This is a genomic window from Vibrio sp. RC586 (genome assembly GCF_000176715.1).
Taxonomy (GTDB): domain Bacteria; phylum Pseudomonadota; class Gammaproteobacteria; order Enterobacterales; family Vibrionaceae; genus Vibrio.
On record NZ_ADBD01000008.1, the window covers coordinates 158,616 to 175,813 of the forward strand.

Annotated in this window: 16 protein-coding genes and 1 pseudogene; 8 read left to right on the top strand and 9 right to left on the bottom strand. The window is 44.8% G+C overall.

From position 1 onward, the window contains the following. Positions 1 to 5 precede the first annotated feature (5 nt). Both malF and malE read right to left on the bottom strand, forming a co-directional pair. Positions 6 to 1,580: a maltose ABC transporter permease MalF gene (gene malF / locus VOA_RS09585; protein WP_032468230.1), complete on the bottom strand. Its 1,575-nt coding sequence runs from the start codon at positions 1,578 to 1,580 to the stop codon at positions 6 to 8. A gap of 73 nt (positions 1,581 to 1,653) precedes the next feature. Then, positions 1,654 to 2,835 carry a maltose/maltodextrin ABC transporter substrate-binding protein MalE gene (gene malE / locus VOA_RS09580; protein ID WP_000786215.1) on the bottom strand — a complete coding sequence of 394 codons (1,182 nt, stop codon included), beginning with the start codon at positions 2,833 to 2,835 and terminating at the stop codon, positions 1,654 to 1,656. Positions 2,836 to 3,507: 672 nt separating this feature from the next. On the opposite strand from malE, the gene malK reads away from it, so the two are divergent. From malK to VOA_RS0117770, 3 genes are all read left to right on the top strand, one after another. Continuing rightward, positions 3,508 to 4,629 carry a maltose/maltodextrin ABC transporter ATP-binding protein MalK gene (malK, locus tag VOA_RS09575; protein WP_000179237.1) on the top strand — a complete coding sequence of 374 codons (1,122 nt, stop codon included), beginning with the start codon at positions 3,508 to 3,510 and terminating at the stop codon, positions 4,627 to 4,629. A gap of 191 nt (positions 4,630 to 4,820) precedes the next feature. After that, positions 4,821 to 5,342, top strand: coding sequence for a spermidine N1-acetyltransferase (speG, locus tag VOA_RS09570; RefSeq protein ID WP_001088096.1), 522 nt, complete (start codon positions 4,821 to 4,823; stop codon positions 5,340 to 5,342). Positions 5,343 to 5,346: 4 nt separating this feature from the next. After that, positions 5,347 to 5,592 (top strand): Rho-binding antiterminator, encoded by a 246-nt coding sequence (locus VOA_RS0117770; RefSeq protein WP_000253070.1) that lies wholly within the window; start codon positions 5,347 to 5,349, stop codon positions 5,590 to 5,592. Between the two features lie 97 nt (positions 5,593 to 5,689). Here the strand turns inward: VOA_RS0117770 and VOA_RS09565 are convergent, their stop codons facing one another. Then, positions 5,690 to 6,298: a 2OG-Fe(II) oxygenase gene (locus VOA_RS09565; RefSeq protein ID WP_001162297.1), complete on the bottom strand. Its 609-nt coding sequence runs from the start codon at positions 6,296 to 6,298 to the stop codon at positions 5,690 to 5,692. A 174-nt stretch (positions 6,299 to 6,472) separates the two neighbouring features. Here VOA_RS09565 and VOA_RS09560 point away from each other — a divergent pair, with 174 nt between their 5' ends. After that, a complete protein-coding gene (locus tag VOA_RS09560; protein WP_000637496.1) occupies positions 6,473 to 6,793 on the top strand; it encodes a heavy metal-binding domain-containing protein in 321 nt (106 codons plus the stop codon). A gap of 119 nt (positions 6,794 to 6,912) precedes the next feature. Here the strand turns inward: VOA_RS09560 and vpsT are convergent, their stop codons facing one another. The 3 genes and pseudogenes from vpsT to ppiC form a co-directional block, all read right to left on the bottom strand. Continuing rightward, positions 6,913 to 7,587, bottom strand: coding sequence for a LuxR family transcriptional regulator VpsT (vpsT, locus tag VOA_RS09555; protein WP_000657992.1), 675 nt, complete (start codon positions 7,585 to 7,587; stop codon positions 6,913 to 6,915). Positions 7,588 to 8,018: 431 nt separating this feature from the next. Continuing rightward, positions 8,019 to 8,998: pseudogene (locus VOA_RS0117775) on the bottom strand (DUF1214 domain-containing protein); the annotation flags it as partial. 208 nt (positions 8,999 to 9,206) lie between these two features. Next, positions 9,207 to 9,485, bottom strand: coding sequence for a peptidylprolyl isomerase PpiC (gene ppiC / locus VOA_RS09550; protein WP_000124506.1), 279 nt, complete (start codon positions 9,483 to 9,485; stop codon positions 9,207 to 9,209). 173 nt (positions 9,486 to 9,658) lie between these two features. Here ppiC and VOA_RS0117780 point away from each other — a divergent pair, with 173 nt between their 5' ends. Further along, positions 9,659 to 10,579 (top strand): chemotaxis protein, encoded by a 921-nt coding sequence (locus VOA_RS0117780; protein ID WP_001151682.1) that lies wholly within the window; start codon positions 9,659 to 9,661, stop codon positions 10,577 to 10,579. A 29-nt stretch (positions 10,580 to 10,608) separates the two neighbouring features. Here the strand turns inward: VOA_RS0117780 and VOA_RS09545 are convergent, their stop codons facing one another. Beyond that, complete coding sequence (locus tag VOA_RS09545) at positions 10,609 to 11,136, bottom strand: MarR family winged helix-turn-helix transcriptional regulator (RefSeq protein WP_000378658.1); 528 nt, start codon at positions 11,134 to 11,136, stop codon at positions 10,609 to 10,611. Positions 11,137 to 11,348: 212 nt separating this feature from the next. Here VOA_RS09545 and vdcA point away from each other — a divergent pair, with 212 nt between their 5' ends. Beyond that, positions 11,349 to 12,365 (top strand): diguanylate cyclase VdcA, encoded by a 1,017-nt coding sequence (gene vdcA, locus VOA_RS09540; RefSeq protein ID WP_009355914.1) that lies wholly within the window; start codon positions 11,349 to 11,351, stop codon positions 12,363 to 12,365. Positions 12,366 to 12,490: 125 nt separating this feature from the next. Here vdcA and VOA_RS09535 read toward each other — a convergent pair whose 3' ends face one another. Then, entirely contained in the window at positions 12,491 to 13,069 is a 579-nt protein-coding gene (locus VOA_RS09535; RefSeq protein WP_001056773.1) for a malate synthase, read from the bottom strand. A gap of 232 nt (positions 13,070 to 13,301) precedes the next feature. Here VOA_RS09535 and VOA_RS09530 point away from each other — a divergent pair, with 232 nt between their 5' ends. Further along, complete coding sequence (locus VOA_RS09530) at positions 13,302 to 14,735, top strand: DUF3612 domain-containing protein (protein ID WP_000389860.1); 1,434 nt, start codon at positions 13,302 to 13,304, stop codon at positions 14,733 to 14,735. 258 nt (positions 14,736 to 14,993) lie between these two features. Here the strand turns inward: VOA_RS09530 and VOA_RS09525 are convergent, their stop codons facing one another. After that, positions 14,994 to 16,367, bottom strand: coding sequence for a diguanylate cyclase (locus tag VOA_RS09525; RefSeq protein WP_000521905.1), 1,374 nt, complete (start codon positions 16,365 to 16,367; stop codon positions 14,994 to 14,996). A 218-nt stretch (positions 16,368 to 16,585) separates the two neighbouring features. Here VOA_RS09525 and VOA_RS09520 point away from each other — a divergent pair, with 218 nt between their 5' ends. Next, entirely contained in the window at positions 16,586 to 17,197 is a 612-nt protein-coding gene (locus VOA_RS09520; protein WP_000598348.1) for an alpha-ketoglutarate-dependent dioxygenase AlkB family protein, read from the top strand. The last annotated feature ends 1 nt before the right edge of the window (position 17,198 follow it).

The following is a 17,198-nucleotide window of genomic DNA, read 5'->3' on the forward strand; positions in this document are numbered from 1 at the left end:
GCTCCTTATTGTTGGCTCAGCTTAGTAAAGCGCAGGTTGAGCAGCGCTAACGCGCCCACCAGCAAGAAGATCAGCGTCGCAATCGCACTCGCTAAACCAAAGTCTTGACCACCCGTACCTTCAAACGCGATGCGGTAGGTATAACTCACCAAAAGATCGGTATAACCCGCAGGTTCAGAAGTGCCGATACGGTTTGGCCCACCTTGAGTCAACAGCTGAATCATCACGAAGTTGTTGAAGTTAAAGGCAAAGCTGGCAATCAGTAACGGCGTCAGCGGTTTGATCATCATCGGCAGGGTGATTTTGGTGAAGTTGTTAACAAAGTTCGCACCATCAATCGCCGATGCTTCGTACAGATCATCAGGAATCGCTTTCAGCAAGCCCATACACAAAATCATCATGTAAGGGAAACCCAGCCACGTGTTGACGATGAGCACCATGGTTTTCGCCAACAGTGGATCAGAGAACCAAGCAGGGCTGAGGCCAAACAAGCCATTCAGTACCATGTTGATTTCACCGAAGCTCTGGTTGAACAGACCACGGAAAATCAAAATCGAGATAAAGGCAGGCACCGCGTAAGGTAAGATCAGCAGCACGCGATAAACTGCACGCCCTTTCAGCGCTTCCCACTGCACCACACTTGCCAAAACAAGACCAATAATGAGGGTGAAAATCACCGTCAGAACCGAGAAAATCACCGTCCAGATAAAGATGTTGATAAACGGCTCTTTGATGCCTTCATCTTTCCAAACCCGCTCAAAGTTGTGGGTACCAATTGACACCACAAATCCCGGAGAAATTCGCTCGCCAATGAACTCACCACTTTCATTGATGGGCTGATAAAAACCGATCTCCATATTAGGGCGCAGCAATTGGCCAGATTGATTATTGGTGAGTGTTTCGCCATCAGCTTGCAAGGTATAGAGCGGCTTTACTGCGGCAAATTTGCGCAGACCACTCATGCGGATGTCTTCACCATCAGGGAAATGCAGGTCAATACCACTCAACGCTGTTCGATAACCGATGATGGTTTTAATCGGCTCAACCTCCCCTTCAATGCCACCAATCACTTCAAGGTTAAGATCCGTGGGTACATTGCCGCTGAGAGAGAAAGGTGGGGTAGCTAAACGCTCTGCACCATTTTCAATCACCAAACGGTAGCCTTGCTCAGTGTTATAAAGTTGGAAGGCGTAGCTCTCACCACTTTGGAAGGTTTGATCCATCAACACCGATTGTGTGCGCTCAAGAGTGAGCTGGTTTTTCGCGCTGTAGTTTGTGAAAGCAAGGCCAACGGTGTAAGCAAGAGGGAACAGAATAAACAGGATCATCCCTGCAATGCCGGGATAAATATAACGATGCGCGTACGTTTTACGGCTACCGAAAACATACAGCGCCAAAGTGGTCAGGATCAGCGTTAACAATGCAAACGCTACCTCACCACGAGAATACATAAGAATGGTTGCGTAGCCATTCACGATACCTACCGCGCCAAGTACTGCCCATTTGAGAAAAGCACGTTTGTCGGCTGGACGTACCGCAGTTGGATCGGACATAGCCTGTGTACCTTGAACTGACTGCATAAATAACCTGCTAGCGTGTTGTTACCAAGAAATGCGGAGGGGGAAAAGCCCCCCTCCAAGGTGTGACGATGGGTTATTTCGTCATCTGTTTTTCAGCATCCGCTAGCGCGGCATCAACAGTCTGGCGACCATCGACGATATTGATGATGGCGTTTTTCGCTGAGCTCCAGAACGCATTCATCTGTGGAATATTTGGCATGATTTCGCCGTTCATCGCGTTATCCATCGTGGCCGCGATGCGTGCATCCGAATCCAGTTCACGTTGGAAAGAGTTCAACGCAACCGCACCCAGTGGCTTGTCATTGTTCACCATGCGCAGACCATCGTTGGTCAGCAGATAGTTTTCGATGAATTCCACCGCCAGATCTTTGTTTGGAGAAGCCGTGCTGATACCAGCAGTCAGAACGCCAACGAAAGGTTTTGACGCTTGGCCGTTAAACTTAGGCAGTGTGGTCACACCGTAGTTGATGCCAGATTTCTCGATGTTGCCCCATGACCATGGGCCATTGATGGTCATCGCCGTGTTGCCTTGGTTGAAAGCAGATTCAGACACTGAGTAGTCCATATCTGGAGAGATCACGCCTTTATCCACTAGGCCTTTCACGAAGTTCATCGCTTCTTTTACGCCTTTGTTGTTGATGCCGGCATCTTTCACATCATAGCCATCAACACCATATTTGAATGCATAACCGCCATCAGCCGCCATGAGAGGCCATGTGAAGTAAGGTTCTTTCAGGTTCCACATGATGGCGGATTTGCCTTCTTTCTTCAGTTTGGCATCCAGCTCAGCCACTTCTTCCCAGCTTTTTGGTGGGTTAGGTACTAAATCTTTGTTGTAAATCAGCGATAGAGATTCCACCGCAATTGGGTAACCAATCAGCTTGCCGTTGTATTTCACTGCATCCCAAGCGAAATCGACAATACCTTCTTGAACCTTGGCTGAAGGCTTAATATCCACCAGCAAACCGGCTTCAGCATAACCACCAAAACGGTCATGAGCCCAGAACACGATATCAGGACCATCACCCGTTGCCGCGGTTTGCGGGAACTTGTCTTGCAGCGCATCAGGGTGAGCCACCGTTACTTTGATCCCGGTGTCCGCTTCAAACTTTTTACCAACTTCCGCCAGACCGTTGTAGCCTTTATCACCATTGATCCAAATGGTGAGTTGTCCTTCTTCAATAGCAGCATGGGCACCAAACGAACCAAGAGCCACCAGAGTGCTCAGCGCGACTGTGCTTAGGGCATTTTTCATGTTCATATCCTTTTATTTTTGTGTTGTAGGGCTCACCAGGAGGTTTTGCCGTATTTCGCCATTTATGATCAGAAAAAAACGCGCTCGACTCATCCTCCTAATCCCTACGCCCTCGATATTATGGCGTATTTTCGTGATCTCCATCGGTTGATGTGAGCGAGCCAAATCACAAAAAGCAGGTTTGATGTGATCCTACTCAACTTATCCGCCCTCAATAATTTGAACTGGATCTAACTACGCCTTAATGCCCCTCCTCCACCTCCTCCTCACCTACTCCCCCTACAAAAAAACGGATGAGGAGGATGCATCACTTGCTCCTTTCACAGAAACTAGCCTCATCCCAAAGAGGATGGTAAGAGCCTTTCCAGACCATGGTTTGTGGCTGGTTCCACCGCCAAGTAAGTTGTCGATATAAAGTCATGTTTGTGGTGTAAGCATTACGGGAGAGACATGATTTGGTGTAGGGGGAAACAACTTACTTTTCGCGGCAGACGGGTGAATGGCTTCATAGCCGGAGCATTCACCCTTTCTTTTCTTACTCAATAAGGCGGCGCAGCCAATGAAACCACATGATGTGGTTCACCTTATCCAATTCCTACTGTTATTGCGTGCACAACAATTCATATAATGAGCCGCGATAATGATTAAAAATCTTGATCGAGGACGAGCTAGATGGCGAGTGTCACGTTAAAAAATGTATGTAAAGCTTATGGCGATGTGCTGATTTCCAAGAACGTCGACCTAGAGATTCAAGAAGGCGAATTCGTGGTATTTGTCGGTCCTTCTGGTTGTGGCAAATCGACTCTGCTGCGCTGTATCGCAGGTTTGGAAGACATTACGTCTGGCGATCTGTACATCGGTGAGCAGCGCATGAATGATGTGGAACCTTCCAAACGCGGGGTTGGTATGGTTTTCCAGTCTTACGCACTTTACCCGCACCTCAATTTGTACGACAACATGTCGTTTGGCCTTAAGCTCTCCAAAGCCGATAAAAGCGAGATCAAAAAACGCGTTGACCATGCGGCGGAAATTCTGCAACTGAGCCACCTGCTCGATCGTCAACCCAAAGCGCTGTCTGGCGGTCAACGCCAGCGTGTTGCCATTGGCCGTACTCTGGTTTCACAGCCCAACGTATTCCTGCTGGATGAACCGCTATCCAACCTTGATGCTGCGCTGCGCGTACAAATGCGCTCAGAAATCACCAAACTGCAACGTAAACTGGGCTGCACCATGATTTACGTTACCCATGACCAAGTGGAAGCCATGACCATGGCGGACAAAATTGTGGTGTTGGATGCGGGCTTTGTCTCGCAAGTTGGCAAGCCGCTGGAGCTGTACCACTACCCACAAAACCGCTTTGTTGCAGGGTTTATTGGCTCACCTAAGATGAACTTTATGAGCGTTTTCATTGAAGCGGTTGAGAACGATCGCGTACAAGTTCAGCTTTCCAATGGCACCACATTCTGGATCCCTGTTGACGGTACCACCGTGACGCGTGGCGAACGTATGTCACTCGGCATTCGCCCTGAACATTTGGTTGAAGCAGAGCATGGCGATGCCAAAATTGAAGGCAAAGTGATGATCGTTGAGAAGCTGGGGAACGAAACCCAAGTCTATATGAACCTGAAGGGTTCAGATTCTGACGTGATCTACCGCCAGCCAGACACACTCGATGTCGAAACCGGCGATACGCTCACCATTGGCATTCCAGCGCATCGCTGCCATCTATTCCACAGTGATGGCCGTGCTTGCCGCCGTCTGCACAAAGAAAAAGGCGTTGAGCTTCCCGCATAACCACTTCACCTTTGCTTGCAACTTAAGCCCTCTCACAGTGAGAGGGCTTTTTTATTTTGTCTGCCTCAAGTTTGCCAAATTCGCTCAACCTTCTAATTTTGCAATAAATTGATGTTATACCTCTTGTGAATAAACCCTCTCTTCCTCTATGGTCTAAACGTTGAGAGCCTCAAACATCGTTAGGTAATTACATGAATAGTCAGTTAACGCTCAGAGCATTAGAACGAGGCGACTTACGCTTCATCCATAATCTCAATAACAACCGCAACATCATGTCGTATTGGTTTGAAGAGCCCTACGAGTCCTTTGATGAACTTGAAGAGCTCTACAACAAACACATTCACGACAACGCTGAACGGCGCTTTGTGGTCGAGGATGGCAATAAAAACCTGATTGGCTTAGTGGAGCTGATTGAAATCAACTACATTCACCGCAGCGCTGAATTTCAGATCATCATTGCACCCGAGTATCAAGGCAAAGGTTTTGCTCGCACGTTAATCAATCGTGCGCTGGATTACTCCTTTACTATCCTCAATCTGCACAAAATCTATTTGCATGTCGCGGTAGAAAACCCCAAAGCGGTACATCTGTATGAAGAGTGCGGATTTGTTGAAGAAGGCCACTTGGTCGAAGAGTTTTTCATCAACGGTCGTTACCAAGATGTTAAGAGAATGTATATACTACAAAATAAGTACTTAAATAAAAGCGAGTAAAAACATGGTTAGCTGCAGTCAATACGATTACATTGAACTGGCCTGTTTGTTCCATCTGCCAGTCAAATTAATAATGAAAAATGGTGAGGTGTACTACGGTGTCGCATCCGATACCCAGCGTAATAGCCAAAAGCAGGAATGCATTGAACTTCGTGGTGAAGAAGAGACGTGGTTGCTCGAAACTGGGCAGTTAAGTTCAATGGAAGCCTTAAGTGAACAGCCCCATTTCTCTGTTATTCATTTCAAATAACCCACGTTGAACGACACAAGGTAGCACGGCTGTGACGAGCTGCCTTGTGTTTTATCGGATGACTTGGTGTTGCCGCTTCAAGCCGTTTGTGGATGGATTAATTGGCAATATCCAGTTTATTACCACTCACCCCATTGGTACGAAACCAACCCGCGATACTCACACGGTCTGCATGTGCTTCCAGTACCTCATGCGGAAAACGCTCAGAAAGAAATACCACCAAACGCCCCGCCACTGGAGCTAACGTGTCAATCCAGTTGTCCTGCAAATCGTAGATTTTCAGCTCACCGCCATCGGCCGGAGTCCACTGTTCATTGAGGTAAAACACTGTGGTCAATTTGCGGTTTTCGTTGCCTCGGAAAGAATCGAGATGCTTAAGATAGAAGTCACCCGCCTCATATTTCGCGAAGTGTGCTTCGTACTCAAAAAGCCCCAAAAAGAAATGGCGATTCACTTCACGTCGGATCTGCTCCATCCGTTCTAAATAGTCTTGGATAGGTTGCCCCATCGAAAGATCTAACCACTGGATTTTGTCACTGCGAATATCCGTTGCGCGTTGTATCTCCTCGTTTCTTCCAATGCGCGCCCGTTTCCAATGTTCAGGAACACACTCTCGTAGTGCTTGCACTTCTTGTGGGTTCAAAAAATCGTCCCACACATACCAACCTCGGTCTGCAATTGCATCCATAAATGCGTCTAACGCCATGATTCTCACTACATGAACAATAAGATGCGCGTTATATCTGGCTTAATCATACTCAGCAATTCAAGTTATTAATCTCCAAGATCAATATTCCTGATGGATAGACTCCACTCCTAATTGGGAACTTCTTTGCTGCCTGATAATCCAACAAGCATCTTGCTGAATAAAGGAAAGAACATGATTGTCACAACCACGCCAAACGTTGAAGGTAAACGCATTGTCCGTTACTGCGGAGTGATTGCGGGCGAAGCCATCCTCGGGGCCAACATTTTTAAAGATCTATTTGCAGGGATCCGCGATATTGTGGGGGGCCGCTCTGGGACGTATGAACGTGAATTAGAAAAAGCTCGCGCGATGGCGCTAGAGGAATTGCAACAACAGGCTGCAGCACTCGGGGCAAACGCGGTAGTCGGTGTCGATTTAGATTACGAAACCTTTGGCAAAACGAATGGAATGTTGATGGTATCGATTAGCGGCACAGCCATCGTTGTAGAGTAACTCGCTATCTCTCAACCACCATTTTACCCGAAAGAAAAGCAAACAAGGTCGCATTGTTCGACCTTGTTCAATTAGGATTCTCCGGCTTCACATGGAAAGCTGAAATTGGGTAAATCTGCTTAGGAATTGACTTCTTCAATGCCTATATTGTTTTTTGCCCAAATGAGTGCCTGCAAGCGATTTTTGGCATTAATTTTCTTAAATACATTATGCAAATGTGTTTTTACCGTATTTTCACTGACAAACAGTTTATCGGCAATTTCAATATTCGATGACCCACTACCGAGCAACTTAATAATCTGCTGCTCTCTTTTTGTTAGTTTTGCATACATTTGAGAGGTAACGACTGAGTTACCAGACCGATAATGAAGAATATATTCTTGCGCTAACTTGCGAGCAAGCCACATCTCATCTTGTAAGATTTTACTCATACCTTTGATAAGGGTATCAATATCATCGTCAATATAAAAAACACCTGAAAGATTATTCCATTTAAAGAGCAGCTTATGCTCTATATCTTGCGGGCAATTGATAATTACTTCTTTCGCATCAGGACAGCATATGTGCTTAAATGAACTGTAATCGGTCAAAGCATCATCCGAGATTCGAGAGTAATCAATCATCAACATCTCTATATTTCGGCTTTCAGGTTTATTTTCTTCAAGCCACAGTTCAGAAAATGGCGTGATTTCTAGCGCAACAGGCAGTTTTGCCTCTAGCGCTTCCTTCAACAATCTGGACTGCATACAAACATCAGAAAGCATTCTAACGTTTAGTTTATTTCCTTCTTTCATTTCACCCCTCCTAACAAATCAAGGCTAGCATGATTAAAACTAACGTTAAGAAAAGCGAAGTCAATGTTCAGAAATTAAGACAAATGTTGAAGCCGTCAGAAATGGAGATTTATTCGGTATAATTCAGTCGGTTAAGAACCTTTCTCAATATTAAGAATATCAATAGCAAATTTATATATTTTTTTGACATATAAATTACGTTGCTTAAAAAAAACCACAAAATAAGCAACAAAACCCTTATGCATCATAAATCAACAAGATAAATAAGTTGTTGCTAATTTTCTTCAAGCTTGCTGAAAGTTTTATGTAATTAATCGCTCGTTACATATTATATGGAACACTATTAAATATAAATTATGATTCTCGTTCAAAAATTAATTTTGCATGAGAGTGCCCACTCATGGACAAGTGAGCACTCGAATTTATTGCAATCACTTCACTTTAACTGTGGCAGGCATTTGATATTTACCGCTCTGAATATCAGCATCTGGCCCATACAAACGCAGGACGTTGTAGAACGGCTTGTTCGGGATAGGAAGGAAATTACTATCGTTTTCTCTACCTTTCGTATCAGAACTCATGTAAATCGTGTAATAACCATCGGCATCAGGTTTTAGCGTACGGTCACCACGACTATGGCGATTCATGGCATTTTTTTCCATCAAGCGCGTATCATTGGCATACATCGTCACAGACCAAAATTCACTGGTGTTAGGGGCTTTAAAACGCATCACATAATCATGCTTAGAGCCATCGAGGATATCTCCGTCAGAATCCGCAACCGCTTGGCGGTAGCTCGCTTCGACAGGTGGTAATCCCCACGGACCAATCAATGTGCCTTCGGCAAACTCATCACGAGCACCAGTACCTAAGCTTTCACGCGTACCCAACAGTTTGCGTGAATCGACAATTTTGGGCGCTAATTGAAGCATATGCTCCATTCCTGCTTTTTCACCTATTTTAGCGAGTTCAAGCTGCTTCTCAGTGAAATCATATTTACAGGCTTCAATACCAATGGGTTTGTATTGCTCGACCCACATTTTATCGGCGTCAGCCATGCTGCCGTCGCACAGCATAAAGTTAACTCGTTCAAGCCATGAAGTATTGTTCACATCCGGAAATTTACGCTCAACCGGCTTCCTTTGGTAGCTTGAGTACGTGAGCCAATCATTGCATTGGTGTAGTGCCCCATGTCCATGGTATGCAGAATCCAGTATCGTCCTTCATCCATATCAGGAACACTGACGATGACTGGTTCGGCCGCCACATCAAGCCAGCCCATGACATGTAAAGTGTCGTTGTTGATCGTTACGTGATCAGTATAAGTATCATCAGCAATGTGACGGATATTCTGAAAACGGTTTAGTGGGTAGTCTTTTTCTACCACAGTACGGTAGAAGAACTTGTAGGCTTATTGATGCAATCGCTCGGTATTCACTCAAATTAAAACGTGAAACTGGGTTTTCAACATATTTAATCTCATCGGTAATCACCCACTGAAGCTGTGCTTGACTCGACCAATAAGAATTAAGTAGGTTACATACGTGAAATCGATGTTTTTATAAGACGCCAATCGCAGCTCAATTCGTGTCTGCCATGATCTTAGCTGCGCATGCGCTCTATGTTCTGTAAAGTACCTTAACAACGTGCCAACCAAATTTGGTTTTGACCAGTTGAGGCGTTAACACTTCACCTTGGAAGCAGGCTTTATCAAAGGCTGGAACCATTTGGCCTTGGCGAAATTCACCTAAGTCACCGCCTTTTTTACCAGACGGACAAGTCGAGTATTTTTTGGCTAAAACGTGAAACTTCGCCCCTTTCTTTAGCTGAGCCAGAATATCGTCTGCTTGTTCTTTGTGTTTGACCAGAATGTGCAAAGCTGCCGCGGTACGAGCCATGTTTTCCCCCTGTTTTATCGAGCCGCGTAGTGTACTCGATCAGCAATAAATGTAAACGCATGCCTAAGATCAAAGTGGATCTATCGAATATTGGTTAAATTCAGGCCATTCCGTTGCTGATACGGTATTTTAGGTTAGTATAAGTATTAGTCCGACCAGATAAAGAATGAACTATGGCTAAAGTCGTCAGTAAAGCGAATCAATCACAAGGAATGTTGATGTTCACACTCAGTGCCCAGCAGCAGCTTTTCGCTATCGGCACACTTAAAGTCAGGGAAATTGTCACCTATCAGCCAATGACACAGATCCCCTATTCACATCACCATGTGATAGGAACTGTCACAATACGTAATTTGACAGTGCCCGTGATCGACATGGCGGCGGCGATTGGTTTTCGTCCTATTCAGCCTAGCGAGTATCAGAAATGCTATCTGATCGTCACCGATTGTTTGCGTACTGTGGTGGCTTTCATGGTCAGAAGTATCGAAAAGATCATTGAATGTGATTGGAAGCATATTGAGTCTTCTCCCTCGACCGCAGGACATGATGTCTTCGTTACAGGGATCACTCGTTATCAAGACAAAATTGTACAACTGCTCGATGTGGAATTGCTGCTTTCGAAGATTTATCCGCAGTACGAATCGTCAAAAGTACCTATGCTGACCGATATTGAGCGCGAACGCTTAAAACCATTACAGATTTTGTTAGTGGATGACTCTTCGATCGCTCGTAAGCAGCTTTCGGATGCTCTAGACAGCATTAATATTCCCTATCACATCTGTATAAATGGTAATGATGCTCTTGTCTTGATGCGAGAAATGGCTCGTAAACAGCAAGCCATCGATATTCTTGTCAGTGATATTGAAATGCCTGGGCTAGATGGGTATGAACTCGCTTTTGAAGTACAAAATGACCCGCAGTTAAACCACGCTTACTGCATTTTGCATACCTCACTGTCGAGTGAAATCTGTGTTGATCGCGCACATCAAGTTGGTGCACACGAAGCGTTAGAAAAGTTCAACGCAACAGAGCTAGTTGAAGCCATGCTACGTGGCGCTAAAATGCTTGAAGGTCAACGTTTGCAGCACCACTAAAAGTAATTATCGAGAGACAATCGGCAGCCTTAGCGCTGCCGATTGTCGTTGAATAGCTCAGGAATAAGCCATAGCTGTTCATAATGACCTAACCACTGCTGTAACTGATTGGTTAGGGTATCTTGCTCTTCTTCGGAAAAATGCCTCAGTACACGCTCATGTAAAGCAACAAATTCTGGTAATAGTGACTCAGTGCAATTTAGCCCTTTCTCAGTGAATGTGACTTCAACACTACGCCGGTCATATTTGCTCATACTCCGAGTTACCAATCCTTTTGTCTCCAATTTGCTCAAGCGATGAGTCATCGCACCAGAACTGAGCAGCGTAATAATCTGCAAATCGCTGGGTGTTAAGCAATAAGGTGAACCTGCTCGGCGCAATACCATAAGTACCTCAAACTCACCTTGGGTTAACCCTATCTGCTGGTAAAACTCTGCCATTGCCAGTTCTATGCGTTTAGTGATGCGCAGTAAGCGATCAATGATCGACATTGGCAACGTATTTAACTCTGGCTTTTGGCTGCCCCACTCCCTCACCATTCTTTCTACTGAGTCCATATCAATGCTCCCTTTCAATACTCAGCACACAGGCTCAATATTCACTTAACTTTATGATAGTCAAGTAATTACCTATTTGGCTTATCAAAGTCGATATTTCTTGAGGCATACCTATTTTTCTTACCTATGGAAACAAACAATTTTGCAGCGTTTCCATTCCAAATCCGCTAATCTTAAGGTTATGAAAATATCTAGTGTATTTGAATGAACTGATGACAACTGAAGATTTCAAGAAATCCACGGCTAACTTAAAAAAAGCCGTTCCACTGATGATGAAACATCATGTAGCCGCCACACCAGTGAATTATGCACTCTGGTATACCTACGTTGATCACGCAATTCCGCAACTCAATGCGGAAATGGATACGGTACTAGAAAATTTTGGCCTTTGTCCCCCAGCCTCTGGGGAGCATTTATATCAACAGTTCATTGCCAGCAAAGCAGAAACGAATATCAACCAATTACGTGCAAATGTTGAAGTACTATTGGGTGAAATCGGCAGCTCTATGAGTGATACCCTGAGTGATACAAGCTCCTTTGCTAATGTGATTGATAAAAGTTTTAAAGATTTAGAGCGAGTCGAACAGGACAACCTCTCGATTGAAGAGGTGATGACAGTGATCCGTCGTTTGGTCAATGACTCGAAAGACATTCGCCACTCGACCAACTTTCTTAATAACCAATTGAACGCTGCGACGCTTGAGATATCTCGCCTAAAAGAGCAACTGGCCAAGGTACAGAAAGATGCGCTGTTTGACAGCCTTTCAGGCCTCTATAACCGCCGCGCATTTGATGACGATATGTTTACGTTGAGTCATGCTGGCAACCCCGTTAGCTTGATTATGCTCGATATTGATCATTTTAAAGCTCTTAATGATACTTACGGCCATCTGTTTGGTGACCAGATCATCCGCGCTATTGCTAAACGCCTACAAAGCCTATGTCGTGATGGTGTGACGGCCTACCGCTACGGAGGAGAAGAATTCGCTATCATTGCCCCGAATAAATCACTCCGTATCGCTAGACAGTTTGCCGAGTCCGTCCGACGCTCAATTGAAAAACTGAATGTAAAAGACAGACGCAGTGGACAATCAGTGGGTAGCATTACCGCATCATTTGGTGTGGTAGAAAATATCCAAGGTGAATCCTTAGAAGCCATGATTGGTCGTGCTGATGGATTATTGTATGAGGCGAAAAATCTCGGACGTAATCGTGTAATGCCGATTTAATACTGAACAACTGCAGCACATGTCATCGGCATAAACTAAAACATGGTTTCTCACAGGTACGTATCAATCGCAAAAAGCCAAAAACACCACAGGTATTTTTGGCTTTTTTGTATTTGGCTGATGAGTTAATGTGAGAAGCAATTGCCCAAGAAATATTCTTCTCCATTACGTGAGGTATATTCTTTCTCTTCCGTCAAGGCTTGTGGGCGACCTTGCCCATCCCCTTTAATTAGGCTTACCCAATGGCGAATCGTAGTACAAGGCTGCATTTGCTCATTGGTATGGTTCAGTACGGTGCAGGTTTCTAGTTGAATATCGGCAATTTCGCGCAATTCAATACACCCAGTACCGCGTTGACAACCTAGTGTCATTTCAACATGGCTACCTTGTCCATCTCGAAATAAAAGATGGCTTGGGTTCTCTTTGCTGCCATTAAACGCCACAAATTGTTTAGGGTATTTCAACCCACTGTGACGTCCATCTTGGAAGTAAGCCAACAGATGGTTGTAATCAATCACGTAAGCCGTAACGTCTTGATGAGTGCCATTTTCCAAAGGGAAAAGACGATCCAACAGTTGCTTGGCTTTCGTTTGCTTTTCACGTTGCTGATTGGCCGCGACTGTTTCAACGGCGAAGACAGCTTCTGCGATAAAGGGTTTATTTTGGTGTTGGATTTCTGTTTTATCAAACGTCAGCATATTCATCGTCGTTCCCTCGTCCAGATCAAATTATTGTATTCCACAAAGACACTGGCGTTTTTTTCACCGGATTTGTGACTTCGCTTACTTGGTAGACTAGCGGATTGTTGACTACAATTTCACAACAAAAATTTTACAATGTGAATTTTACAAAATGAGTGTGTCTAAAAGTTTAGTTCGCCAATCCCATTTTTTGGGAACAAAAGTCAGAAACCTTCGGAAAAGGAATCACTTAACGATGGAGGATCTTTCAGCTCGCTGCATTCGTGTAAGCCCAGAATACGCGCCCTCTGTTTCTTATCTTTCTATGATTGAACGCGGTAAACGCGTACCGAGTGTAGAGATGTTAGAAGTGATCGCTGAAGTTTTTCAGAAAGATCCTATTTGGTTTTTGGATGATGAACCTGAGCAGGTGGATATCACGCCAGAGAAAGGTAACCGAGGCGGCATCAGCGGTATGGCTCTCGAACCGAGCTTCCTCTTTTCTAACGATATTCTACAGATCGCGATTCCTGAGATGCTCTCGCAAACAGGGATCACTGGTCGTCAGTTTGCTCATCTTTTGATCCGAGCCCACCAAGAAAGCTTACAAAACCACTTCCCAGATCTCGAGCGTGCCGCAGAAGAAGTTGGGTTGAAACGTCTCAACTTGTCGGTCACCGATTTAATGGATATTGCAAAGAGCCTTGGGTTGGACATTCGCTGGGTAAAACGCACTCCGCATGATGTCACCGATGAACTCGGCATGAGTGCCAAACAGTTAGTGACCTCTTTTTTTGAACCACCAGGTCGTATTTATCTCAACGAAATTTTGCGCGACTACCCCACACGGCTGAAATACGATCTTGCGGTCTACATTGGCCACAATGTGCTGCACAACAAAGACGGCCTGAAGAGCGTGTTATCTATTGGTCACACTCAAGGCTGGGATGAAATGGTGGATACTTCGCCTTCTTCTGAACTGAACTCACAAGACATTCTGCAAGCGTGGCGAGACTTTGAATCGAGCTTTTTTGCTGGCGCGTTACTGTGCCCGAAAGTCCCGTTTCGACAATTATTGGATCGCAATGGGTATGAGATCAGTGTGCATCAAAAAGCCGGCGTTTCACCTTCCGTTGCGATGCGCCGTATGACCGTGGTATCACCCTATCCGCACTGGCACTATTTTGATGCTTATGGCGAAGGAAAACTTAAAGCTGTCTATCGTGGTAACGGTATTCCACTTCCTTGGGGAAATATGCGTAAAGTGAATGACCCTTGCCAGCATTGGGCTGTTTTTCGGCGTCTTTCACAACCTCAAAATGGTAGCTCGGCACAGATATCCATTTTAACCGTGGGTGACGAGCCTCGCATTTACTGCTGCGAATCACTCAACGTTGTTGACCCTGCTGGCAACAACCGTGTCTTGTGTGCGGGCATCGACCTTAATCCTGCGATTAATGCTCAAGGGGGGGACGCCCTCGCTATTGCTCAAGAGCTCAAAATGAGTTGTGTGCAGAGAGGAGGAACCACTGCAATTCCGGCTCCCATCAAACGCGATTTACGCACAATAGCCAAAATCCTCAATATCAACTGGGTTGAACGGGGTATCGAGAATGAAGCGAGATTGATTTGCTCACGCGGCGCAGCTTGCCCACGAAAGCCAAGATGCTATGGGGAATGTGGCGAATAAAAAAAGGCCAACCACAAGAAGTGTGATTGGCCGTCTATAAGTGTGAACAATGGTGTTCACTAACAACGTCAGTTGGCTAGGTGACCCTCGGCTTAGAAGGGTCAATATAAGTAATGCAGATTTCGTGCCAACTTTTAGAATGGTTTTTTACATCAAAACGTATAAATAACGAACAGTTTCATTGCATCAGGGCTCATAACTAACTAACGAAATGCAATGAATATTGCAAAATACGACCCATGCTTTGCATTTTGCAATTTAAAATTGATAAAGGGGATTCTGCCTGCGTTTCGCCGCATACATACGTTCATCAGCTTGTTTGAACATTTCATCAGGATCATAAAATGCCTTGTCATACATAACGTAACCGATACTGACATGGATATGAATTAATGAATCTTCATAAACCACTGGGGTTTCAGAGATCGATTTTGAAATCGTTTCACTGATTTTATGAACATCCTGCTCTCGATGGACGCGAGGAATTAATATCAGAAACTCATCACCACCAATTCGAGCCACGAGATCAGACACCCGTAAACTCGATTTAATCCGTTCAGCACACGCCACTAGCACTTTATCTCCAGCCACATGACCATAAGAATCATTGATGGCTTTAAATCGATCAATGTCGATATTGAGTAATGCGAAATTACCCTCACGCCCTGTGCGTTTAGCATTTTCAAAGTAGTTTTCAATGGTGTAAATGAAATAACGGCGGTTTGGTAAGTGTGTTAACGGGTCGTGTAAAGAACGCTCCTCTGCCAATTTGTAGAGCCTAACGATAATCCCAAATCCAGCAATCAGTAACAATAAAACCGAATATCCGAGCAGTCGTACTAAATTTCTTGTGTACCACGGTAAAAGATTCAGAAAATTCTTTTGTTCAGCAATCGCTATCTGCCAGTGCCCATAAGGAAAGTAGACCATTTCTTTGGCAAAGGCCCGATCAAAAATTTGAGGCTCCCCAAAAAATACATCCCCCTCGCTGCCCTGGCTATCTTGACCACGTATGGCGACTTGGACCTGATCACTAACCCCACTAAGATGCGTTCTGGAAAGCAATGAATCTAAATCCATCACCACACTCAATACCCCCCAATAATGGGTATTATTCGGAGGATCAGAAAAAATGGGTTCCCGAATCACTAGCGCACGACCACCTTGCACAAGATCTACAGGGCCAGAAACAAATGTTTGCTTGGCTTCACGTGCTTTTTTTACGGATTTCCACTGTTGCGGAACGGTACGGTAGTCTAATCCTACCAAGGCATTGGTTTGTGGGCGTGGATAGCTAAACACCACGACATCGTTTGGAGCGATAGCGAGCGAACGCAAATGCGCGCTATTTCTAATCACCGCCGCAGAGAGCTCTTCCCATCGGAAAAGGTTGAGCTCTGGATCTAGCGTCAGCAAAGTGGTTAGGCTTTTTACAGCATAAATATCCGCTAACACTTCCGCTTCAAGTTGAAATCGGACAGCCGATAACTCTTCTTTAGTGTGTTGACGAAGGTCATTTTGCAAAACTCGGGTCTGACTAACATGAAGCGCTTCAACCACGCCAACACCAATAAAGAGTAGCGTTAGAAAAAAAACAGAGATATACCAATTTTTGTGAGAGGCTAACCCCATCCTCAACCCTCTGCGTGATTATTGACTATTGTGTATTGGTCACTGAATGAATCATGTGATTCATTCGAAAACGAACCCTATTTTGCTGTTGCGGCCCGCAAAGCGGAGTTATCAAGTAAAAAGAGGGAGCGAGTGAATAAAAGGTGTGAATTTTTCACTAGAGTAACTCATATGTACAATAAATAAACCATTTGATTATAAGTTTGTAAATATAACCCATGATTAAAACAGTTATTTTGAACAACCATTCGCAGAAAGGGGAAGTAGCTCTAGTTGACGGTCTACTTTATTGGTTTCCACAATTTCTTTCTCATCACCAAGCGAATCACTCTTTCGAACAGTTGCAGGCTGAGTTGAATTGGCAGCAAAAAAGCATTCGCTTATTTGGCAAATGTGTCCTACAGCCAAGGCTGATCGCTTGGTATGGCGAGTTAGGCTACCGCTACTCTGGGCTGCAACTCTCTCCCGAACCATTCCCTCCACTACTAGCAAAATTAAGGACGGAATGTGAACAGGTTGCGCAAACCACATTCAATTCCGTATTAGCGAATCTTTATCGTGATGGCCAAGACTCTATGGGTTGGCATCAAGATAATGAACCGGAGTTAGGCCATCATCCTATTATTGCCTCACTCTCTCTTGGTGAAAGTCGTCGCTTTATCCTACGCCACTACAACGACCACGATAGGAAAGTGGTATGTGAATTAGGCCATGGTGATCTGCTGATCATGGCTGGTACGACACAGCATCATTGGCAACATGCTATTCCCAAAACACGTCAAACCAAACAGGCGCGAATTAATCTCACATTTCGGCAGATTTTATTTTAAA